This window comes from Enterobacter sp. DC1 (assembly GCF_000568075.1).
In the GTDB taxonomy this organism is placed as follows: Bacteria; Pseudomonadota; Gammaproteobacteria; order Enterobacterales; family Enterobacteriaceae; genus Enterobacter; species Enterobacter asburiae.
On sequence record NZ_AZUA01000011.1, the window covers coordinates 37,678 to 53,452 of the forward strand.

Here is a 15,775-nt window from a genome sequence, read left to right on the forward strand (position 1 = left end):
TTTAGCTTATGCCCGCCACGCGCAGCAGCGCGGTTACCACTGCCGCCGCTACGATCACCACAATTAACGGCATCTTCCGCCAGGCCAGAAACACCGCAAACGCCACGCCCAGCACGCGCGCCATACCGGCAAAGTGGTCACCTTCATAAAACGTGGTCGCCAGCGCCACGGAAAACAGCAATACCGTTGCCGCATCTGACAGCAGCGCCTGTGAACGCTCTGACAATGCCAGCCTGCTGCCCAGTTTCGCCCCACCAAGACGCATCAGATACGTGCCCGCAGACAAAATGGCGATGCCGAGAATAAAAAACGTCATATTTCCCATTATTTTTTCCTCGCAGCGAGACCCAGTAAAGAGAGCAGCACCGGTAATCCCACCGGGGCAAACGGCACGGCGGCCAGCGACACAACGGCACCGCTGCAGGCGCGGATGAGCGTGGTACGGTTTTTAAACGCGGGAACCACCAGCGCCAGCAATATGGCCGGGAATACCGCGTCCAGGCCAATGGTTTCCGGGTCCGGCAGCAGTTTGCCGACCATGGCGCCCAGCAGGGCCCCCAGCGGCCAGACAATCGCCACGCCTAAACCACATAACCAGTACGCCGCTTTGCGCTGTTCGGCCGTTTTTTGCGACAGGCCAAAGACCACGCTTTCGTCGTTCATGATGTGGCAGCCTAAAAGGCTCAGGCCACGCTTGCCCACCAGTTCACGCACCGTCACGCCAAACGGCACGTGCCGCGCGTTGACCAGCAACCCCGCGGCCGCAGCCGCCAGCGGGTTACCGCCGCTTGCCACAATGCCGATAAACATAAACTCTGACGCGCCCGCGAGTACGGTGATGGAGAGTACAAACGGTACCCAGACCGGGAAACCGTAGGCCATCGCCAGGGAGCCGTATGACATCCCGACCACGCCAACCGCGAGGCAGACCAGGATGATTGCTTTTATGGTGTCGCCTTTCAGGCAAGAGAGATGATGCTTCATACATTTTTAGCCATATCGAACGTGTATCCATTATAATGAACGCAACAGAAGTGTTTTTCAAGATGAACGATTCGTTCGATTTATAGAACAAAAGGGCCGTTTTATGACGCAGCCAATCAGCGTAATCGCCAAAAGCCTGGTGCGAGAACGTCTGCGAACCGGGCTTTCACTGGCGGAAATTGCCCGCCGCGCCGGGATCGCCAAATCCACGCTTTCTCAGCTTGAGTCCGGCAACGGTAACCCGAGCCTGGAAACGCTGTGGTCGCTTTGCGTGGCGCTGGATATCCCCTTCGCTCGCCTGCTCGAACCACAGCAGCCTACCACTCAGGTGATCCGTCGTGGTGAAGGGACGAAGGTCGTTGCCGGACAGGCCAACTACGAGGCGATACTGCTGGCGGCATGTCCACCGGGCGCGCGACGCGACGTATATCTCCTGCTTACCCAGCCGGGCGCAGACCGCATTTCCCAGCCGCATCCGCCGGGGTCCGTTGAACATATTATTGTGACGCAGGGGCGGGCGCTGGTCGGCCTGCTTGACGCGCCGGAAGAGCTCGGCGCAGGGGATTACATCTGCTACCCCGCCGACCAGCCGCATATCTTTAAGGCGCTGGAGCCGGATACGCACGCGCTGCTGGTGGCGGAACAAAACTAACCCGACAATGCTGCCATCATTGCGGCAGCATCTTCCGTTAACCTCCTGAGTGAATTACCCATTTTGGCTTTTGTCAGAATGCGAATAACCTTATAAAAACTACGGCATTGATAATCATTTTCAATATCATTTAATTAACTATAATGAACCAACTGCTTACGCGGCATTAACAGCTGTGCCGCCCGACAATAATGGAGAGGATTATGAGTTATACACTGCCATCCCTGCCGTATGCCTACGACGCACTGGAACCGCATTTCGACAAGCAGACGATGGAAATCCATCACACTAAACACCACCAGACCTATGTGAACAACGCGAACGCCGCGCTGGAAAGCCTGCCAGAGTTCGCTAACCTGTCTGCTGAAGAGCTGATCACCAAGCTGGACCAGCTGCCAGCGGACAAGAAAACCGTTCTGCGTAACAACGCTGGCGGCCACGCTAACCACAGCCTGTTCTGGAAAGGCCTGAAGACCGGTACCACCCTGCAGGGCGACCTGAAAGCGGCTATCGAACGCGACTTCGGCTCCGTTGACAACTTCAAAGCGGAATTCGAAAAAGCCGCTGCAACCCGTTTCGGCTCTGGCTGGGCGTGGCTGGTTCTGAAAGGCGACAAGCTGGCGGTGGTTTCTACTGCTAACCAGGACTCCCCGCTGATGGGTGAAGCGATTTCTGGCGCATCCGGCTTCCCAATCCTGGGCCTGGACGTGTGGGAACACGCTTACTACCTGAAATTCCAGAACCGTCGTCCGGACTACATCAAAGCCTTCTGGGACGTGGTGAACTGGGACGAAGCAGCAGCGCGTTTCGCCGCTAAAAAATAAGGTTGCATTGACGCCTGTGAGAAGCGAGTCTTATGACTCGCTTTTTTTGTATCTGTATACCCGTCATACTTCAAGTTGCAGGTGCGTTGGCTGCGTTCGCTCACCCCAGTCACTTACTTGAGTAAGCTCCTGGGAATTCACTCTCTTGCCGCCTTCCTGCAACTCGAATCATTTAGGGCATAAAAGGAGCAGCAATGCATTACCCGGTGAACGTGTTTACAGGCAAGGTAAGGGAGTACGACGGCAGCCGCCCGAGTGCCATCGCCAAAATTCAGGTCGACGGTGAGCTGACGCTAACCGACCTCGGGCTTGCGGGTGACGAGCAGGCCGAAAAGAAAATCCACGGCGGGCCCGATCGCGCGCTGTGCCACTACCCGCGCGAACACTATCAGCACTGGAAAACCGAATTCCCCGAGCAGGCGGACCTCTTCGTCGCCCCCGCGTTTGGCGAGAATCTCTCCACCGAAGGGCTCACCGAAAAGAACGTGTTTATCGGTGATATCTACCGCTGGGGCGATGCCCTGATTCAGGTGACGCAGCCACGCTCGCCGTGCTTCAAGCTCAACTACCACTTCGGTATTCAGGATATGTCGGCCCAGCTGCAAAAAGCGGGTAAAACCGGCTGGCTGTATCGCGTGGTGCAGGCGGGGCAGGTTTCAGCGGACGCGCCGCTTGAGCTGGCGTCGCGCCTGAGCGATGTGTCTGTTTATGACGCCTGCGCCATTGCCTGGCATATGCCGTTTGACGACGAACAGTATCACCGTCTGCTTTCGGCGGCGGGGCTATCGATCAGCTGGACAAGAACGATGCAGAAGCGGCGTTTAAGCAGCAAGATCGAAGATAATTCGCGGAGATTGTGGGGGAAATAGTCTTCCGAGGAAAGTAGGCCGGGTAAGGCGAAGCCGCCACCCGGCACTAACAGCTACGAACGCTTATACAACGGTAGCCACAGCGTTAGCCGTAGTCCACCCAGCGGGCTATCGTCGGCTTTCACCCAGCCGCGGTGCTGCTGCATGGCGGTTTCAACAATCGCCAGACCCAGTCCCGTGCCGCCCGATTCCCGGTCACGCGCCTCATCGGTACGATAGAACGGACGGAAAATCTGCTCGCGGTCTTCCGGGCTCACGCCAGGGCCGTCGTCATCGACAATGACGGTGATCCCGTCTTTATCCACCGAGAACGCCACCTCAATTTTCGTATGCGAATAGCGCAGGGCGTTACGCACGATGTTCTCCAGCGCGCTTTCCAGCGTGTTGGGGTTACCGTACAGCGGCCACGGGCCCGGCGGGAAGTTGACGGTGAAGGATTTACCCATCTGTTCCGCTTCGAACGCCGCGTTGTCCAGCACCTCGTGCCAGAGGTGATTCGCTTTCACCGTTTCACTGACCAGCGCGTTTTTCTGCTGATTGCGCGACATGACCAGCAGGTCGTTGATCATGCTGTCCAGACGGTGCGCTTCCGTTTCAATACGCTCCAGCTCTTTGCTCTCACCGCTGCGGCGGCGCAGGAGCGCGGTGCCAAGCTGCAAGCGCGTAAGCGGGGTACGCAGCTCGTGCGAGATATCCGACAGCAGACGTTGCTGTGCAGTCATCATGCGGTCGAGCGCGCTCACCATCTGGTTAAAACTGGTTCCGGCGGCAAGGAACTCCTGCGGTCCGGCTTCCAGTTCAGGGTGCTGTCTCAGGTTACCCTGCGCCACTTCATCGGCGGCATTCTTCAGCTTGCGTGCCGGTTTTGCCAGGCTCCACGCCAGCCATAACAGCAGCGGCGAGCTGACCAGCATGGTGACAATCAGCAGCAGGAGAGGGCGGTCAAACAGCAGGTTGATAAAATCAGACTGGGAGTTGCTCGCCGGACGGATCAGGTAGAGCTGATAATTATCCTCTCCGTCCCTGACGGAGAAAGGCCCCACCATCTCTACGCGGCCATATTTCTTCTTCTGGGGATGATCGGCGTTATCCGCCTGGCCAATGAAGTTGCGGATAATCTGCATTTCATTGCGATCGGCCCCAATCACGCGGCCTTCGCTGGTCACCAGCAGCAGCCGTTGTCCGGGCGGCGCCCACTTGTCGATAGCGCGAAACAGCCTGCGCCACCACATTAAATCGTTCGGCGGATCGTTTGCCAGCTCGGCTTCCACGTGCTGCTCGATCATCACGCCCTGACGTTGCTCGCTGTCGAGAAGCTCCGTCATCTGGCGTGAGTCGAGTTTTGGCAACATCAGTACGAGCATTAAAACCAGTGCCAGCGTCAGCCAGAAGATGGCGAAGATGCGGGCGGTTAAGCTTCCTATCATGAAGCAGAAACCATCAGATAACCGCGACCACGCAGAGTTTTAAACCATGGGTGACCGTCTTTACGCTCCGGCAGCTTACGGCGCAGGTTAGAGATGTGCATGTCGATGGCGCGGTCAAACGGGGTGAGGCGTTTGCCCAGCACTTCCTGGCTTAGATGTTCACGCGAAACCACCTGGCCGAGGTGCTGCGCCAGCAGATACAGCAGGGTGAACTCCGTGCCGGTCAGTTCCAGCGTCTGGCCATCAAAGCTTGCTTCCTGACGGCCCGGGTTCAGGCTCAGGGAGTCGACTTCAAGGGTGGGTGAGCTGTTGTCGGTATTTTGCTGCTGCTCGCTCCAGTGGGAACGACGCAGGATAGCGCGAATACGGGCAACCAGTTCACGGTCATTAAACGGCTTCGGTAAATAGTCATCGGCGCCCAGCTCAAGGCCGAGTACGCGGTCAAGTTCGCTGCCGCGCGCGGTCAGCATGATTACGGGAGTCTGGTGTGTCTGGCGTAGCTCTTTCAACGTATCAATACCGTTTTTCTTCGGCATCATCACGTCGAGCAAAAGTAAATCGATGCTGTCGTCAAGGAGACTCAGCGCCTGCTCGCCATCATGGGCAACCAGGACGTTGAAACCTTCCATGTCGAGCAACTCCTTTAAAAGGGATGTGAGCTCTCGGTCATCATCAACTAACAGGATTTTATTCATTGTTTAAATACCTCCGAGGCAGAAATTACGACATCAAGGCTGTCTAATCCATGACTTTACGTTGTTTTACACCCCCTGACGCATGTTTGCAGCCTGAATCGTAGACTGTCTCTCGTTGAATCGCGACACGAAAGATTTTGGGAGCAAGTGATGCGCAAAGTTACCGCTGCCGTCATGGCCTCAACGCTGGCGTTCAGTGCGTTTAGCCAGGCTGCTGAAGCTATCATCAGCGATAACAGTCCCTTACAAGAGGGCGCAACGCAGAACAGCAGCCAAAGCCATATGTTTGACGGCATAAGTTTAACCGAACATCAGCGTCAACAGATGCGAGATCTGATGCAGAGGGCACGACACGACCAGCCCCCTGTTAATGTTAGCGAAATGGAGACAATGCATCGCCTTGTCACCGCAGAAAATTTTGACGAAAGCGCTGTTCGCGCTCAGGCCGAAAAAATGGCACAGGAACAGGTTGCCCGCCAGGTAGAGATGGCGAAGGTCCGCAACCAGATGTTCCACCTGCTAACGCCCGAGCAGCAAGCGGTTTTGAATGCCAGACATCAGCAGCGAATGGACCAGCTGCGTGAGGTTGCACGGATGCAGCGAAGCTCAGAAACGACGTTTTTCAGTAGCAATAGCAGTACCCGTAGTAACCAGTAAACCCTGTTTTCCTTGCCATAGACACCATCCCTGTCTTCCCCCACATGATGTGGGGGTTTTTTTTGCCCCGCATCCGCCCTGTTAACCGTTTATTCATCCTTAGACTCCCCATGCTTCCGTTATACTAGCGGCATGACATGACAGGAGCGTTTATGAATCAATCCTATGGAAGACTGGTAAGCCGGGCCGCCATTGCGGCGACCGTCATGGCCTCCAGCCTGTTGCTGATTAAAATCTTTGCCTGGTGGTACACCGGCTCGGTCAGTATTCTGGCGGCGCTGGTGGACTCGCTGATGGACATTGCCGCCTCGTTGACCAACCTGCTGGTGGTGCGTTACTCGCTGCAGCCAGCGGATGAAGAGCACACATTTGGGCACGGCAAAGCGGAGTCGCTGGCCGCGCTGGCACAAAGCATGTTCATTTCCGGCTCTGCGCTGTTCCTGTTTTTAACCGGCATCCAGCATCTCGTTTCGCCGACACCGATGAACGATCCCGGCGTGGGCGTAGTTGTGACGATCGTTGCGCTTATATGCACACTTGTTCTGGTAACGTTCCAGCGCTGGGTTGTTCGCAAAACGCAAAGTCAGGCTGTACGGGCGGATATGCTTCATTATCAATCTGATGTTATGATGAATGGGGCTATTCTTATTGCGCTCGGTCTGGCCTGGTATGGCTGGCATCGCGCCGATGCGTTATTTGCGTTAGGGATTGGTATCTATATTTTATATAGCGCCCTGCGGATGGGGTATGAAGCGGTGCAATCACTGCTTGACCGCGCCCTCCCGGACTCAGAACGTAATGAAATTTTTGCCATCGTGACCTCCTGGCCCGGCGTCAGCGGTGCACACGATCTTCGAACGCGGCAGTCAGGGCCGACCCGCTTTATTCAGATTCATATTGAAATGGAAGACAACCTGCCACTGGTTCAGGCTCACGTTATTGCTGAGCAGGTCGAGCAGGCGATTTTGCAGCGTTTTCCTGGTTCAGACGTCATCATTCACCAGGATCCCTGCTCGGTTGTACCCGGTCATGTTGGGCTTTCGTAATTCGTTGTAAAAAAGTGAGCCAGGCCAGCATTTTGTGTATAAATTACCGCCGTTTGGTCTGACCTGAATCAATTCAGCTGGAAGGGATTGATATACTATTTGCAGTATTCGTTGGTCGATAAGTTTCTTCCGGCAACAGATTTCAATTTTGCATTCCTAAGTTCAGAGGTAGTCATGATTAAGAAAATCGGTGTGTTGACAAGCGGCGGTGATGCGCCGGGCATGAACGCGGCAATTCGTGGTGTTGTCCGTGCAGCGCTGACGGAAGGCCTGGAAGTTTTTGGCGTTTATGACGGTTATCTGGGCCTGTATGAAGATCGTATGGTTCAGCTCGACCGTTACAGCGTGTCTGACATGATCAACCGTGGCGGTACTTTCCTCGGTTCCGCGCGCTTCCCGGAATTCCGTGATGAACACGTTCGCGAAGTGGCTATCGAAAACATGAAGAAACGCGGCCTGGACGCCCTGGTGGTTATCGGCGGTGACGGCTCCTACATGGGTGCAAAACGTCTGACCGAAATGGGCTTCCCTTGCATCGGTCTGCCGGGCACCATCGACAACGACATCAAAGGTACTGACTACACTATCGGCTTCTTTACTGCACTGGGTACCGTTGTTGAAGCGATTGACCGTCTGCGTGACACCTCTTCTTCTCACCAGCGCATTTCTATCGTTGAAGTGATGGGTCGTTACTGCGGCGACCTGACGCTGGCGGCAGCCATTGCGGGCGGTTGTGAATTTATCGTCGTGCCAGAAGTCGAATTTAGCCGTGAAGATCTGGTGGCTGAAATCAAAGCGGGCATCGCGAAGGGTAAAAAACACGCGATCGTGGCTATCACCGAGCACATCTGTGACGTTGACGAGCTGGCGAAGTACATCGAAGCCGAAACCAAACGCGAAACCCGCGCGACCGTACTGGGTCACATCCAGCGCGGCGGTTCTCCAGGCCCTTACGACCGTATTCTGGCGTCCCGTATGGGCGCGTACGCTATCGATCTGCTGCTGCAGGGCCACGGCGGCCGCTGCGTCGGTATTCAGAACGAAAAACTGGTTCACCATGACATCATCGACGCGATTGAAAACATGAAGCGTCCGTTCAAAGGTGACTGGCTGGACTGCGCGAAAAAACTGTACTGATCGGCTCTGTTGCCCGGTGGCGCTGCGCTTACCGGGCCTACAAAAGCACGACTCGTAGGCCGGGTAAGGCGTAGCCGCCACCCGGCTTTTTTATGCGCGCACGCTTTTTTATTCCACTACGTTATAGCCAATCTTTTTTTATTCTTTAATCCTCGATTCGCTTTCTGGCACGCTGCATTTATCAAAACACTACACAAGAGAGCTGGGCGATGAATAAATGGGGCGTGGGTTTAACATTATTGCTGGCATCGACCAGCGTTCTGGCTAAGGATATCCAGTTACTGAACGTGTCATACGACCCGACGCGTGAACTGTACGAGCAATACAACAAAGCGTTCGCGGCACACTGGAAGCAGGAAACCGGCGACAACGTGGTGGTTCGCCAGTCGCATGGCGGCTCCGGCAAGCAGGCGACGTCCGTGATAAACGGTATTGAAGCCGACGTGGTAACCCTGGCGCTGGCCTACGATGTTGATGCGATCGCCGAGCGTGGCCGCATCGACAAAAACTGGATCAAACGCCTGCCGGATAACTCCGCACCCTACACCTCTACCATCGTCTTCCTGGTGCGTAAAGGAAACCCGAAACAAATTAAAGACTGGAACGACCTGATCAAACCAGGCGTTTCTGTGATTACCCCGAACCCGAAAAGCTCCGGCGGCGCTCGCTGGAACTACCTCGGCGCGTGGGGTTATGCACTGCATCACAACAATGGCGACCAGGCCAAAGCGCAGGAATTCGTGAAGGCGCTGTATAAAAACGTTGAGGTGCTGGACTCCGGCGCGCGTGGCGCCACCAACACCTTCGTCGAGCGCGGGATTGGCGACGTGCTGATCGCATGGGAAAACGAAGCCCTGCTGGCCACCCACGAGCTGGGTAAAGACAAATTCGAGATCGTGACCCCAAGCGAATCGATTCTGGCTGAGCCGACCGTTTCCGTGGTCGACAAAGTGGTTGAGAAAAAAGATACCAAAGCGGTGGCGGAAGCCTATCTGAAGTATCTCTACTCGCCAGAAGGCCAGGAAATTGCGGCGAAAAACTTCTATCGTCCACGCGATCCGGCCGTTGCGAAGAAATACGACAGCGTATTCCCTAAACTGAAACTCTTCACAATTGATGACGAGTTCGGCGGCTGGACCAAAGCGCAGAAAGAGCACTTCTCTAACGGCGGCACTTTCGACCAAATCAGCCAGCGCTAACCATTAGCTAATGACACGGTAACCCGGCGTGAGAAATCCGCCGGGTTTTTTATTTGGTCATCATTTTGCGTTACTCTTTTGCCTCTATTGAAAACAGGGAACGCGTTGTGAAAAAAATTATCTTATTGATCCTCATTGTCATCGCCCTTGCCGCTGGCGGCGTGTACTGGATGAAGGCGGGTAATCCGAATGCGTTGCGCCATATCGTTCTCGACCAGTGTGTGCCGAATCAGATCCAGAACCGTAACCCGGCACCCTGTGCGCAGGTGAAAACGGATGCAGGCTATGTGGTATTTAAAGATCGCAACGGGCCGCTGCAGTACCTGCTGATGCCGACATATCGCATCAACGGCACCGAGAGCCCGCTATTGACCGAAGCTCATACGCCGAACTTTTTCTGGCTGGCGTGGCAGTCGCGCAGCTTTATGACCCTGAAGCGTGGAGCCGAGGTGCCTGACAGCGCCATTTCGCTGACGATTAACTCGGCGACAGGGCGCACGCAGAACCATTTCCATATTCATATCTCCTGCCTGCGTCCGGACGTGCGCGAGAGGCTCAACGCTGCACAGGGAGAAATCAGCACCCAGTGGCTGCCTCTTCCCGGGGGGCTGGAAGGACATGAGTATCTTGCTCGCCGGGTAACGGAGAATGAACTGGTCCAGCGCAGCCCGTTTATGATGCTGGCAGAAGAGCTGCCGGAAGCGCGCGACCATATGGGGCGTTTCGCGCTGGCAATGGCGCAGCAGTCGGACGGCTCTTTTGTTTTGCTGGCGACCGAGCGTAACCTGCTCACGCTTAACCGCGCGTCTGCGGAGGAACTGCAGGATCATCAATGCGCTATCCTGCAGTAACCCCACCATAAATCGCGTTTACTCGGGCTGCCTGTCACCGTAGACTTGCTGAAAAATTCTACAGGAGACAGGTATGTCGCTCTGGTTAACGTATCCTCTGCTGCTGCCCTCACTGATTGTTGGCGTCACCATCGTGCTGTGGGCGACGTCGCTATTGCCGGAATTTATCACCGCGCTGCTGTTCTTCACGGCGGCGATGGCCGCCAGAATCGCCCCACCGGAGGTCATCTTTGGCGGTTTTGCCTCGTCTGCTTTCTGGCTGGTATTCAGCGGCTTTGTGCTTGGCGTGGCGATCCGTAAAACCGGACTGGCGGACAGGGCCGCCCGGGCGCTGTCATCAAAGCTCACCGACTCCTGGGTGTTGATGGTGGCGAGCGTGGTGCTGCTGAGCTATGCGCTGGCATTTGTGATGCCGTCGAACATGGGACGTATTGCGCTGCTGATGCCGATTGTCGCGGCGATGGCACAACGCGCCGGTATCGCCGACGGCTCCCGCGCCTGGTTCGGACTGGCGCTGGCGGTGGGGTTCGGGACTTTCCAGCTTTCGGCGACGATCCTGCCTGCTAACGTCCCTAATCTGGTAATGAGCGGTGCGGCTGAAGGCTCGTACGGCATCCATCTGAACTATGTCCCGTATCTGCTGCTGCATACGCCGGTGCTGGGCATTCTCAAAGGCCTGATCCTGATCGGCCTGATCTGCTGGCTATTTCCCGGTAGCCCGAAACCGCCGAAGGAACAGGCGCCGTCTGAGCCGATGGGGCGGGACGAAAAGCGTCTTGCCTGGCTCCTGGCGGTGGTGCTGGGGATGTGGATCACGGAGAGCTGGCACGGCGTGGGGCCCGCGTGGACGGGGCTGGCGGCGTCGATCGTCGTCATGCTGCCGCGCGTTGGTTTCATTACCGGGGAAGAGTTTTCAGCGGGCGTGAACATGCGTACCTGCATTTACGTCGCAGGTATTCTCGGTCTGGCAATCGTGGTGACGCAAACCGGTATCGGAACGGCCGTGGGCGAGGCGTTGCTTCGCATTATGCCGCTGGATGCCGACAGACCGTTCACCAGTTTCCTGGCGCTGACCGGTATTACCACCGCACTCAACTTCATTATGACCGCCAACGGCGTGCCGGCGCTGTACACCACGCTGGCGCAGAGTTTTTCGGATGCGACCGGTTTCCCGCTGCTGTCGGTGATCATGATTCAGGTGCTGGGCTATTCCACGCCGCTGCTGCCGTATCAGGCGTCGCCGATTGTGGTGGCCATGGGGCTCGGGAAGGTGCCTGCAAGGGCGGGGATGGTGCTTTGTCTGGCGCTGGCTATTGCAACGTATCTGGTGCTGCTGCCGCTGGATTATCTGTGGTTTAGTTTGCTGGGGAAAGTGTAGTTCGGTGCGAGCGGTTTCCCCTCACCCCAACCCTCTCCCAAAGGGAGAGGGAGGAGAAGAGCGGCGGGGAAGCGCAAGCGCCCCCCCCCGCAAAGGCAATTACGCCTGTTTAGCCGCTTCTGCCGCTTTAACGATCACCGCGAAAGCGTCAGCTTTCAGGGATGCACCGCCAACCAGCGCGCCATCGATGTCTGGCTGGGTGAACAGCTCAGCAGCGTTGGAAGCGTTTACGGAACCGCCGTACTGGATAATCACTTGCTCAGCGACTTTCGCGTCGGCTTTAGCAATGTGGTCACGAATGAATTTATGAACCGCCTGAGCCTGCGCAGGGGTTGCAGATTTGCCGGTACCGATCGCCCAGACTGGCTCGTATGCGATTACCGCGCCTTCGAACGCTGCCGCGCCCTGGGTTTTCAGCACTGCGTCGATCTGACGTGCACATACTTCTTCGGTTTTGCCCGCTTCGTTTTCCGCTTCGGTTTCACCGATGCACAGAACCGGGATCAGACCCTGCTCTTTCAGCACGGCGAATTTCTTCGCGATGAACTCGTCGGATTCTTTGTGATAGGTGCGACGCTCGGAGTGGCCGATGATGATGTATTTCGCGCCGATATCTTTCAGCATTTCAGCGGAGGTTTCACCGGTGAACGCGCCAGACAGGTTAACGTCAACGTTCTGCGCGCCCAGAATGATGTGGCTGCCGTCAGCGGCGTGTTTAGCCAGATCCAGGTACATATCCGGCGGAGCGATAGCAACCGCGCAGCCCGTCACGCCAGCCAGCTCTTTACGCAGGTTCGCAACCAGCTCGTTTACCATGTGGCGGCTGCCGTTCAGTTTCCAGTTACCCATCACTAAAGGATGTCGCATTTCAATTCTCCACGCTAAATAAGCGAATTAAGGAATATGGCCACCCTGTCGGGCAGCATGGTCTGTGAATCAGTATAGAGATTTTCCCTCGAAAGGCTTTGCTTTTTGTCATTAATTCGCCCCGCCGAGGGTGTCAGATAGTGCCAGCTTAATCGGTTCAACAGCGAAGGTCAGTCCTTTTTCGCCGTTGTCCGCCACAACATAGCGGATCGCGCCTTCGGTATCAGCGTAGTAACGCTTGTTTTTCCCGGCGGTAAGGAGTTTTTGCAGCTTTTGCTGACTTTGCTTTTTCGTCAGCGCAGGGGTAAAGGCCTGCAGTACCGCGCTCATGTACTCCAGCGCTTTCGCCTTAGCGGCTTTCTGCTCTGGCCCCTGTATCGGCAGCCAGGTGATTTGCATGCTTTTGATTTTTAACGTACCGCGCTCCAGCGCCGTGGAAGCATACAAATTCTCATTAATCTTGCTTGCCGCACGGGTCAGTGTGGGGGTATCGCGTGAACCATCGATGGCGCGAAACTCATCCAGCGGCAGCGTGGGGTTGGTCTGATTGAAGGTTTCACGAAACTGGCTGATGGACTGATCGAACGACGGCGCGCCCGCCAGCAGATACGGTGCTGTGGTCGGGGCTGTGGTTTCGGCGGCGTGCAGGGGATAACCCGCGCTGAGCAGCGCTAAACACAGGAAAAGAGAACGTGCCGAACTTTTCATCAACATTGCCCCTGGCCGTAAGTGCTCATGATTAAAACGATATCTGCTCGGCTTGTCAAAAGGTCACAACTCCAGGGTAAAATGCGCGCTATACGATAATAAGGAACCTTACATGACCATACAGCAGTGGCTGTTTTCATTCAAAGGGCGTATTGGACGCCGTGATTTCTGGATCTGGATGGTGACGTGGGTTGTCGCCATGCTGCTTCTGTTTTTCGTTGCTTACAACGCCTGGCTGAGTACGCAAACGGCGGCCTTCGCGCTGGTCTGTTTGCTATGGCCAACGGCGGCGGTTGTCGTAAAACGTCTGCACGATCGCGGACGTTCCGGCGCGTGGGCATTTCTGATTATTCTGGCGTGGATGCTGGTGGCGGGAAACTGGGCGATGCTTCCGTCCATCCTGCCGTGGGTCGTGGGCAGGCTGCTGCCGTCGGCCATCTTCGTGATGATGATTGTCGATCTGGGCGCGTTTATTGGCACCCAGAGCGAAAACAAATACGGTAAAGACACCCTTGAGGTGAAATACCGCTGATCACCAGTAGTGTTCGGCGGTCATATGGCCCGGTCGGCGGCGAAGATGTTTCGTCATCTGCCGGGTATCCTTCAGAAGCTGCTGCGTGTCACGCACCATCTGCGGGTTGCCGCACAGCATGACGTGGCTGGTTTCAGCGTTCAGCGGCAAACCCACCGCGTCTTCTAGGGCTCCACTCTCAATTAACGCCGGCACGCGGCCGGTAAGCGCTCCTGCTACGGTTTCGCGGCTGACCACCGTCTGAATCTTTAACTTCCCGCCGTACTGCTGTTCAAGCGCCTGCATCTGCGGCAAATAGCTCAGGTCTGCGGCGTAGCGCGCAGCGTGAACCAGCACGATGTTTTTAAAGCGCTCCAGATCTTTGCCGTACTGCAAAATAGAGAGATAAGGGCCGATGGCCGTACCGGTTGCCAGCATCCAGAGCGTGTCACAGTCAGGGATCTCTTCGAGCACAAAGAAGCCTGCCGCTTCACTCACAATTTGCACCTCGTCGCCGGGCTTGAGGGCGGCAAGGCGCGGGCTGAGCTTACCGTCAGGAACGGTGACCAGATAGAACTCGAGGTCCGGGTTATCAGGTGCGTTGACGTAAGAGTAGGCGCGCTGCACGCGCTCGCCGTCGACATCCAGCCCCAGCTTCGCAAATTGCCCGGCTTTAAACGGGTGAACGGGAGCATGTACGGTGAGACTAAATAGCGCATCGGTCCAGAACTGTACCTTTGTGACTTTACCTGTTACCCAGTCCGCCATGATCTTCTCCTGTGCTGTTTCTCTGTTCTATCTTCCGTTCTTGTGATGACAATTTCCAGCCCGTCAGGGCCGGAAAGCTCTATCGATCAAACGGTTTTACAGAATGTGCGTCTGCACGTCCGGGTCTTTGCGGTCGAGATAGTGGATAGACTGGATGCGGCGAATGGTGCGTGATTTACCGCGAATCAGCAGCGTTTCAGTGGTGGCCATATTACCCTTGCGGGTGATGCCGTCCAGCAGATCGCCTTTGGTGATGCCGGTCGCCGAGAAGACAACGTTATCGCTACGCGCCATTTCGTCCAGAGCCAGCACTTTATTGGCCTCGATGCCCATCGCTTCGCAGCGCGCCAGCTCGTTTTCCCCGATGCGGCGGTTCTCTTCGCTGTCGCCTTTTACCTCATGGCGGGGCAGCAGACGGGCCTGCATATCGCCATCCAGCGCGCGGATCACTGCCGCGGAGACCACACCTTCCGGCGCGCCGCCGATGCCGTACAGCACGTCGACTTCGCTATCCGGCATGCAGGTCAGGATCGAGGCGGCAACGTCACCGTCAGGGATAGCAAACACGCGCACGCCGAGCTTTTGCATCTGCGCGATGGTGGCGTCGTGGCGCGGTTTCGCCAGAATCGTCACGGTAAGTTCGCTAAGGGGTTTGCCCAGGGCTTTGGCGATGTTGTGCAGGTTCTCTTCCAGCGGCAGGCTAAGGTCGATTGCGCCTTTTGCGCCCGGACCGACAATCAGCTTTTCCATGTACATGTCCGGCGCGTTGAGGAAGCAGCCTTTATCGCCCACGGCCAGCACCGCTAACGCATTGGCCTGACCCATTGCCGTCATGCGGGTGCCTTCGATCGGGTCGACCGCGATATCTACGGCATCGCCTTTGCCGGTACCGACTTTTTCACCGATATAGAGCATCGGCGCTTCGTCGATCTCGCCTTCGCCGATCACGATGGTGCCGTCGATGTTGACCTGGTTAAGCACAATGCGCATGGCATGGACGGCTGCGCCGTCTGCGGTATTTTTGTCGCCACGACCCAGCCATTTATAGCCTGCAAGGGCGGCCGCTTCGGTGACGCGGGAAAACTCGATGGCAAGTTCACGTTTCATGAGGTACTCGTGCAATCAAAAGGAATTGCACGAAGTTTATCACAGAGTGGAGAGGGGGGTTTTAAGTCCCCTCTCCCCTTTGGGGAGAGGGTTAG

Annotated in this window: 18 protein-coding genes; 10 read left to right on the forward strand and 8 right to left on the reverse strand. The window is 56.3% G+C overall.

Features of this window, described 5'->3' with window-relative positions:
• Window position 1: 1 nt before the first annotated feature.
• Window positions 2–325, reverse strand: a complete 324-nt coding sequence (locus P346_RS01145; RefSeq protein ID WP_032662707.1) for an AzlD domain-containing protein — start codon at window positions 323–325, stop codon at window positions 2–4.
• Window positions 325–984 (reverse strand): AzlC family ABC transporter permease, encoded by a 660-nt coding sequence (locus tag P346_RS01140; RefSeq protein WP_032662709.1) that lies wholly within the window; start codon window positions 982–984, stop codon window positions 325–327. The genes P346_RS01145 and P346_RS01140 overlap by 1 nt, the downstream gene beginning before the upstream one ends.
• A 103-nt stretch (window positions 985–1,087) precedes the next feature.
• On the opposite strand from P346_RS01140, the gene P346_RS01135 reads away from it, so the two are divergent.
• From P346_RS01135 to yiiM, 3 genes are all read left to right on the forward strand, one after another.
• Window positions 1,088–1,636 (forward strand): helix-turn-helix domain-containing protein, encoded by a 549-nt coding sequence (locus P346_RS01135; protein ID WP_032662710.1) that lies wholly within the window; start codon window positions 1,088–1,090, stop codon window positions 1,634–1,636.
• Window positions 1,637–1,839: 203 nt separating this feature from the next.
• A complete protein-coding gene (gene sodA / locus P346_RS01130; protein ID WP_004203668.1) occupies window positions 1,840–2,460 on the forward strand; it encodes a superoxide dismutase [Mn] in 621 nt (206 codons plus the stop codon).
• Window positions 2,461–2,654: 194 nt separating this feature from the next.
• Window positions 2,655–3,329, forward strand: a complete 675-nt coding sequence (yiiM, locus tag P346_RS01125; RefSeq protein WP_032662712.1) for a 6-hydroxyaminopurine reductase — start codon at window positions 2,655–2,657, stop codon at window positions 3,327–3,329.
• A gap of 53 nt (window positions 3,330–3,382) precedes the next feature.
• Here the strand turns inward: yiiM and cpxA are convergent, their stop codons facing one another.
• Window positions 3,383–4,756 (reverse strand): envelope stress sensor histidine kinase CpxA, encoded by a 1,374-nt coding sequence (cpxA, locus tag P346_RS01120; protein WP_023309731.1) that lies wholly within the window; start codon window positions 4,754–4,756, stop codon window positions 3,383–3,385.
• A complete protein-coding gene (gene cpxR / locus P346_RS01115) occupies window positions 4,753–5,451 on the reverse strand; it encodes an envelope stress response regulator transcription factor CpxR (protein ID WP_006179159.1) in 699 nt (232 codons plus the stop codon). Before cpxR ends, cpxA begins: the two co-directional genes overlap by 4 nt.
• 150 nt (window positions 5,452–5,601) lie before the next feature.
• Here cpxR and cpxP point away from each other — a divergent pair, with 150 nt between their 5' ends.
• The 6 genes from cpxP to P346_RS01085 all read left to right on the forward strand — a co-directional run bounded on the left by cpxP (window position 5,602) and on the right by P346_RS01085 (window position 11,719).
• Window positions 5,602–6,108: a cell-envelope stress modulator CpxP gene (cpxP, locus tag P346_RS01110; RefSeq protein WP_032662714.1), complete on the forward strand. Its 507-nt coding sequence runs from the start codon at window positions 5,602–5,604 to the stop codon at window positions 6,106–6,108.
• A gap of 152 nt (window positions 6,109–6,260) precedes the next feature.
• Window positions 6,261–7,154 (forward strand): CDF family cation-efflux transporter FieF, encoded by an 894-nt coding sequence (fieF, locus tag P346_RS01105; RefSeq protein WP_032662716.1) that lies wholly within the window; start codon window positions 6,261–6,263, stop codon window positions 7,152–7,154.
• Between the two features lie 174 nt (window positions 7,155–7,328).
• Window positions 7,329–8,291 (forward strand): 6-phosphofructokinase, encoded by a 963-nt coding sequence (gene pfkA / locus P346_RS01100; protein ID WP_023309696.1) that lies wholly within the window; start codon window positions 7,329–7,331, stop codon window positions 8,289–8,291.
• A gap of 209 nt (window positions 8,292–8,500) precedes the next feature.
• Window positions 8,501–9,490, forward strand: coding sequence for a sulfate ABC transporter substrate-binding protein (locus tag P346_RS01095; protein ID WP_032662717.1), 990 nt, complete (start codon window positions 8,501–8,503; stop codon window positions 9,488–9,490).
• A 107-nt stretch (window positions 9,491–9,597) separates the two neighbouring features.
• The gene (locus P346_RS01090) at window positions 9,598–10,341 is read left to right on the forward strand and encodes a CDP-diacylglycerol diphosphatase (protein ID WP_032662719.1); all 744 of its coding nucleotides are present in this window, start codon (window positions 9,598–9,600) and stop codon (window positions 10,339–10,341) included.
• A 73-nt stretch (window positions 10,342–10,414) separates the two neighbouring features.
• Window positions 10,415–11,719 (forward strand): SLC13 family permease, encoded by a 1,305-nt coding sequence (locus P346_RS01085; RefSeq protein ID WP_032662721.1) that lies wholly within the window; start codon window positions 10,415–10,417, stop codon window positions 11,717–11,719.
• 99 nt (window positions 11,720–11,818) lie between these two features.
• On the opposite strand, the gene tpiA is transcribed toward P346_RS01085, so the two are convergent.
• Together tpiA and P346_RS01075 are read right to left on the reverse strand one after the other, a co-directional pair.
• Window positions 11,819–12,586, reverse strand: a complete 768-nt coding sequence (gene tpiA / locus P346_RS01080; RefSeq protein WP_014172206.1) for a triose-phosphate isomerase — start codon at window positions 12,584–12,586, stop codon at window positions 11,819–11,821.
• 111 nt (window positions 12,587–12,697) lie between these two features.
• Window positions 12,698–13,294 (reverse strand): DUF1454 family protein, encoded by a 597-nt coding sequence (locus P346_RS01075; RefSeq protein WP_023309692.1) that lies wholly within the window; start codon window positions 13,292–13,294, stop codon window positions 12,698–12,700.
• 112 nt (window positions 13,295–13,406) lie between these two features.
• Here P346_RS01075 and P346_RS01070 point away from each other — a divergent pair, with 112 nt between their 5' ends.
• Window positions 13,407–13,826 (forward strand): DUF805 domain-containing protein, encoded by a 420-nt coding sequence (locus P346_RS01070; protein ID WP_032662723.1) that lies wholly within the window; start codon window positions 13,407–13,409, stop codon window positions 13,824–13,826.
• Here the strand turns inward: P346_RS01070 and fpr are convergent, their stop codons facing one another.
• Together fpr and glpX are read right to left on the reverse strand one after the other, a co-directional pair.
• Window positions 13,827–14,573, reverse strand: coding sequence for a ferredoxin--NADP(+) reductase (fpr, locus tag P346_RS01065; protein ID WP_029739198.1), 747 nt, complete (start codon window positions 14,571–14,573; stop codon window positions 13,827–13,829). It abuts the gene before it with no gap.
• 96 nt (window positions 14,574–14,669) lie between these two features.
• A complete protein-coding gene (gene glpX / locus P346_RS01060) occupies window positions 14,670–15,680 on the reverse strand; it encodes a class II fructose-bisphosphatase (protein WP_032662725.1) in 1,011 nt (336 codons plus the stop codon).
• Window positions 15,681–15,775 lie beyond the last annotated feature (95 nt).

What these genes read in the sequence shown, in the direction of transcription:
- yiiM (WP_032662712.1), top strand. Translation starts at nt 2,655, where the DNA reads ATGCATTACCCGGTGAACGTGTTTACAGGCAAGGTAAGGGAGTACGAC.
- P346_RS01145 (WP_032662707.1), bottom strand. Translation starts at nt 325, where the DNA reads ATGGGAAATATGACGTTTTTTATTCTCGGCATCGCCATTTTGTCTGCG.
- pfkA (WP_023309696.1), top strand. Translation starts at nt 7,329, where the DNA reads ATGATTAAGAAAATCGGTGTGTTGACAAGCGGCGGTGATGCGCCGGGC.
- glpX (WP_032662725.1), bottom strand. Translation starts at nt 15,680, where the DNA reads ATGAAACGTGAACTTGCCATCGAGTTTTCCCGCGTCACCGAAGCGGCC.
- cpxP (WP_032662714.1), top strand. Translation starts at nt 5,602, where the DNA reads ATGCGCAAAGTTACCGCTGCCGTCATGGCCTCAACGCTGGCGTTCAGT.
- P346_RS01085 (WP_032662721.1), top strand. Translation starts at nt 10,415, where the DNA reads ATGTCGCTCTGGTTAACGTATCCTCTGCTGCTGCCCTCACTGATTGTT.
- cpxA (WP_023309731.1), bottom strand. Translation starts at nt 4,756, where the DNA reads ATGATAGGAAGCTTAACCGCCCGCATCTTCGCCATCTTCTGGCTGACG.
- fieF (WP_032662716.1), top strand. Translation starts at nt 6,261, where the DNA reads ATGAATCAATCCTATGGAAGACTGGTAAGCCGGGCCGCCATTGCGGCG.
- P346_RS01135 (WP_032662710.1), top strand. Translation starts at nt 1,088, where the DNA reads ATGACGCAGCCAATCAGCGTAATCGCCAAAAGCCTGGTGCGAGAACGT.
- tpiA (WP_014172206.1), bottom strand. Translation starts at nt 12,586, where the DNA reads ATGCGACATCCTTTAGTGATGGGTAACTGGAAACTGAACGGCAGCCGC.
- cpxR (WP_006179159.1), bottom strand. Translation starts at nt 5,451, where the DNA reads ATGAATAAAATCCTGTTAGTTGATGATGACCGAGAGCTCACATCCCTT.
- P346_RS01140 (WP_032662709.1), bottom strand. Translation starts at nt 984, where the DNA reads ATGAAGCATCATCTCTCTTGCCTGAAAGGCGACACCATAAAAGCAATC.
- P346_RS01070 (WP_032662723.1), top strand. Translation starts at nt 13,407, where the DNA reads ATGACCATACAGCAGTGGCTGTTTTCATTCAAAGGGCGTATTGGACGC.
- P346_RS01075 (WP_023309692.1), bottom strand. Translation starts at nt 13,294, where the DNA reads ATGAAAAGTTCGGCACGTTCTCTTTTCCTGTGTTTAGCGCTGCTCAGC.
- P346_RS01095 (WP_032662717.1), top strand. Translation starts at nt 8,501, where the DNA reads ATGAATAAATGGGGCGTGGGTTTAACATTATTGCTGGCATCGACCAGC.
- fpr (WP_029739198.1), bottom strand. Translation starts at nt 14,573, where the DNA reads ATGGCGGACTGGGTAACAGGTAAAGTCACAAAGGTACAGTTCTGGACC.
- sodA (WP_004203668.1), top strand. Translation starts at nt 1,840, where the DNA reads ATGAGTTATACACTGCCATCCCTGCCGTATGCCTACGACGCACTGGAA.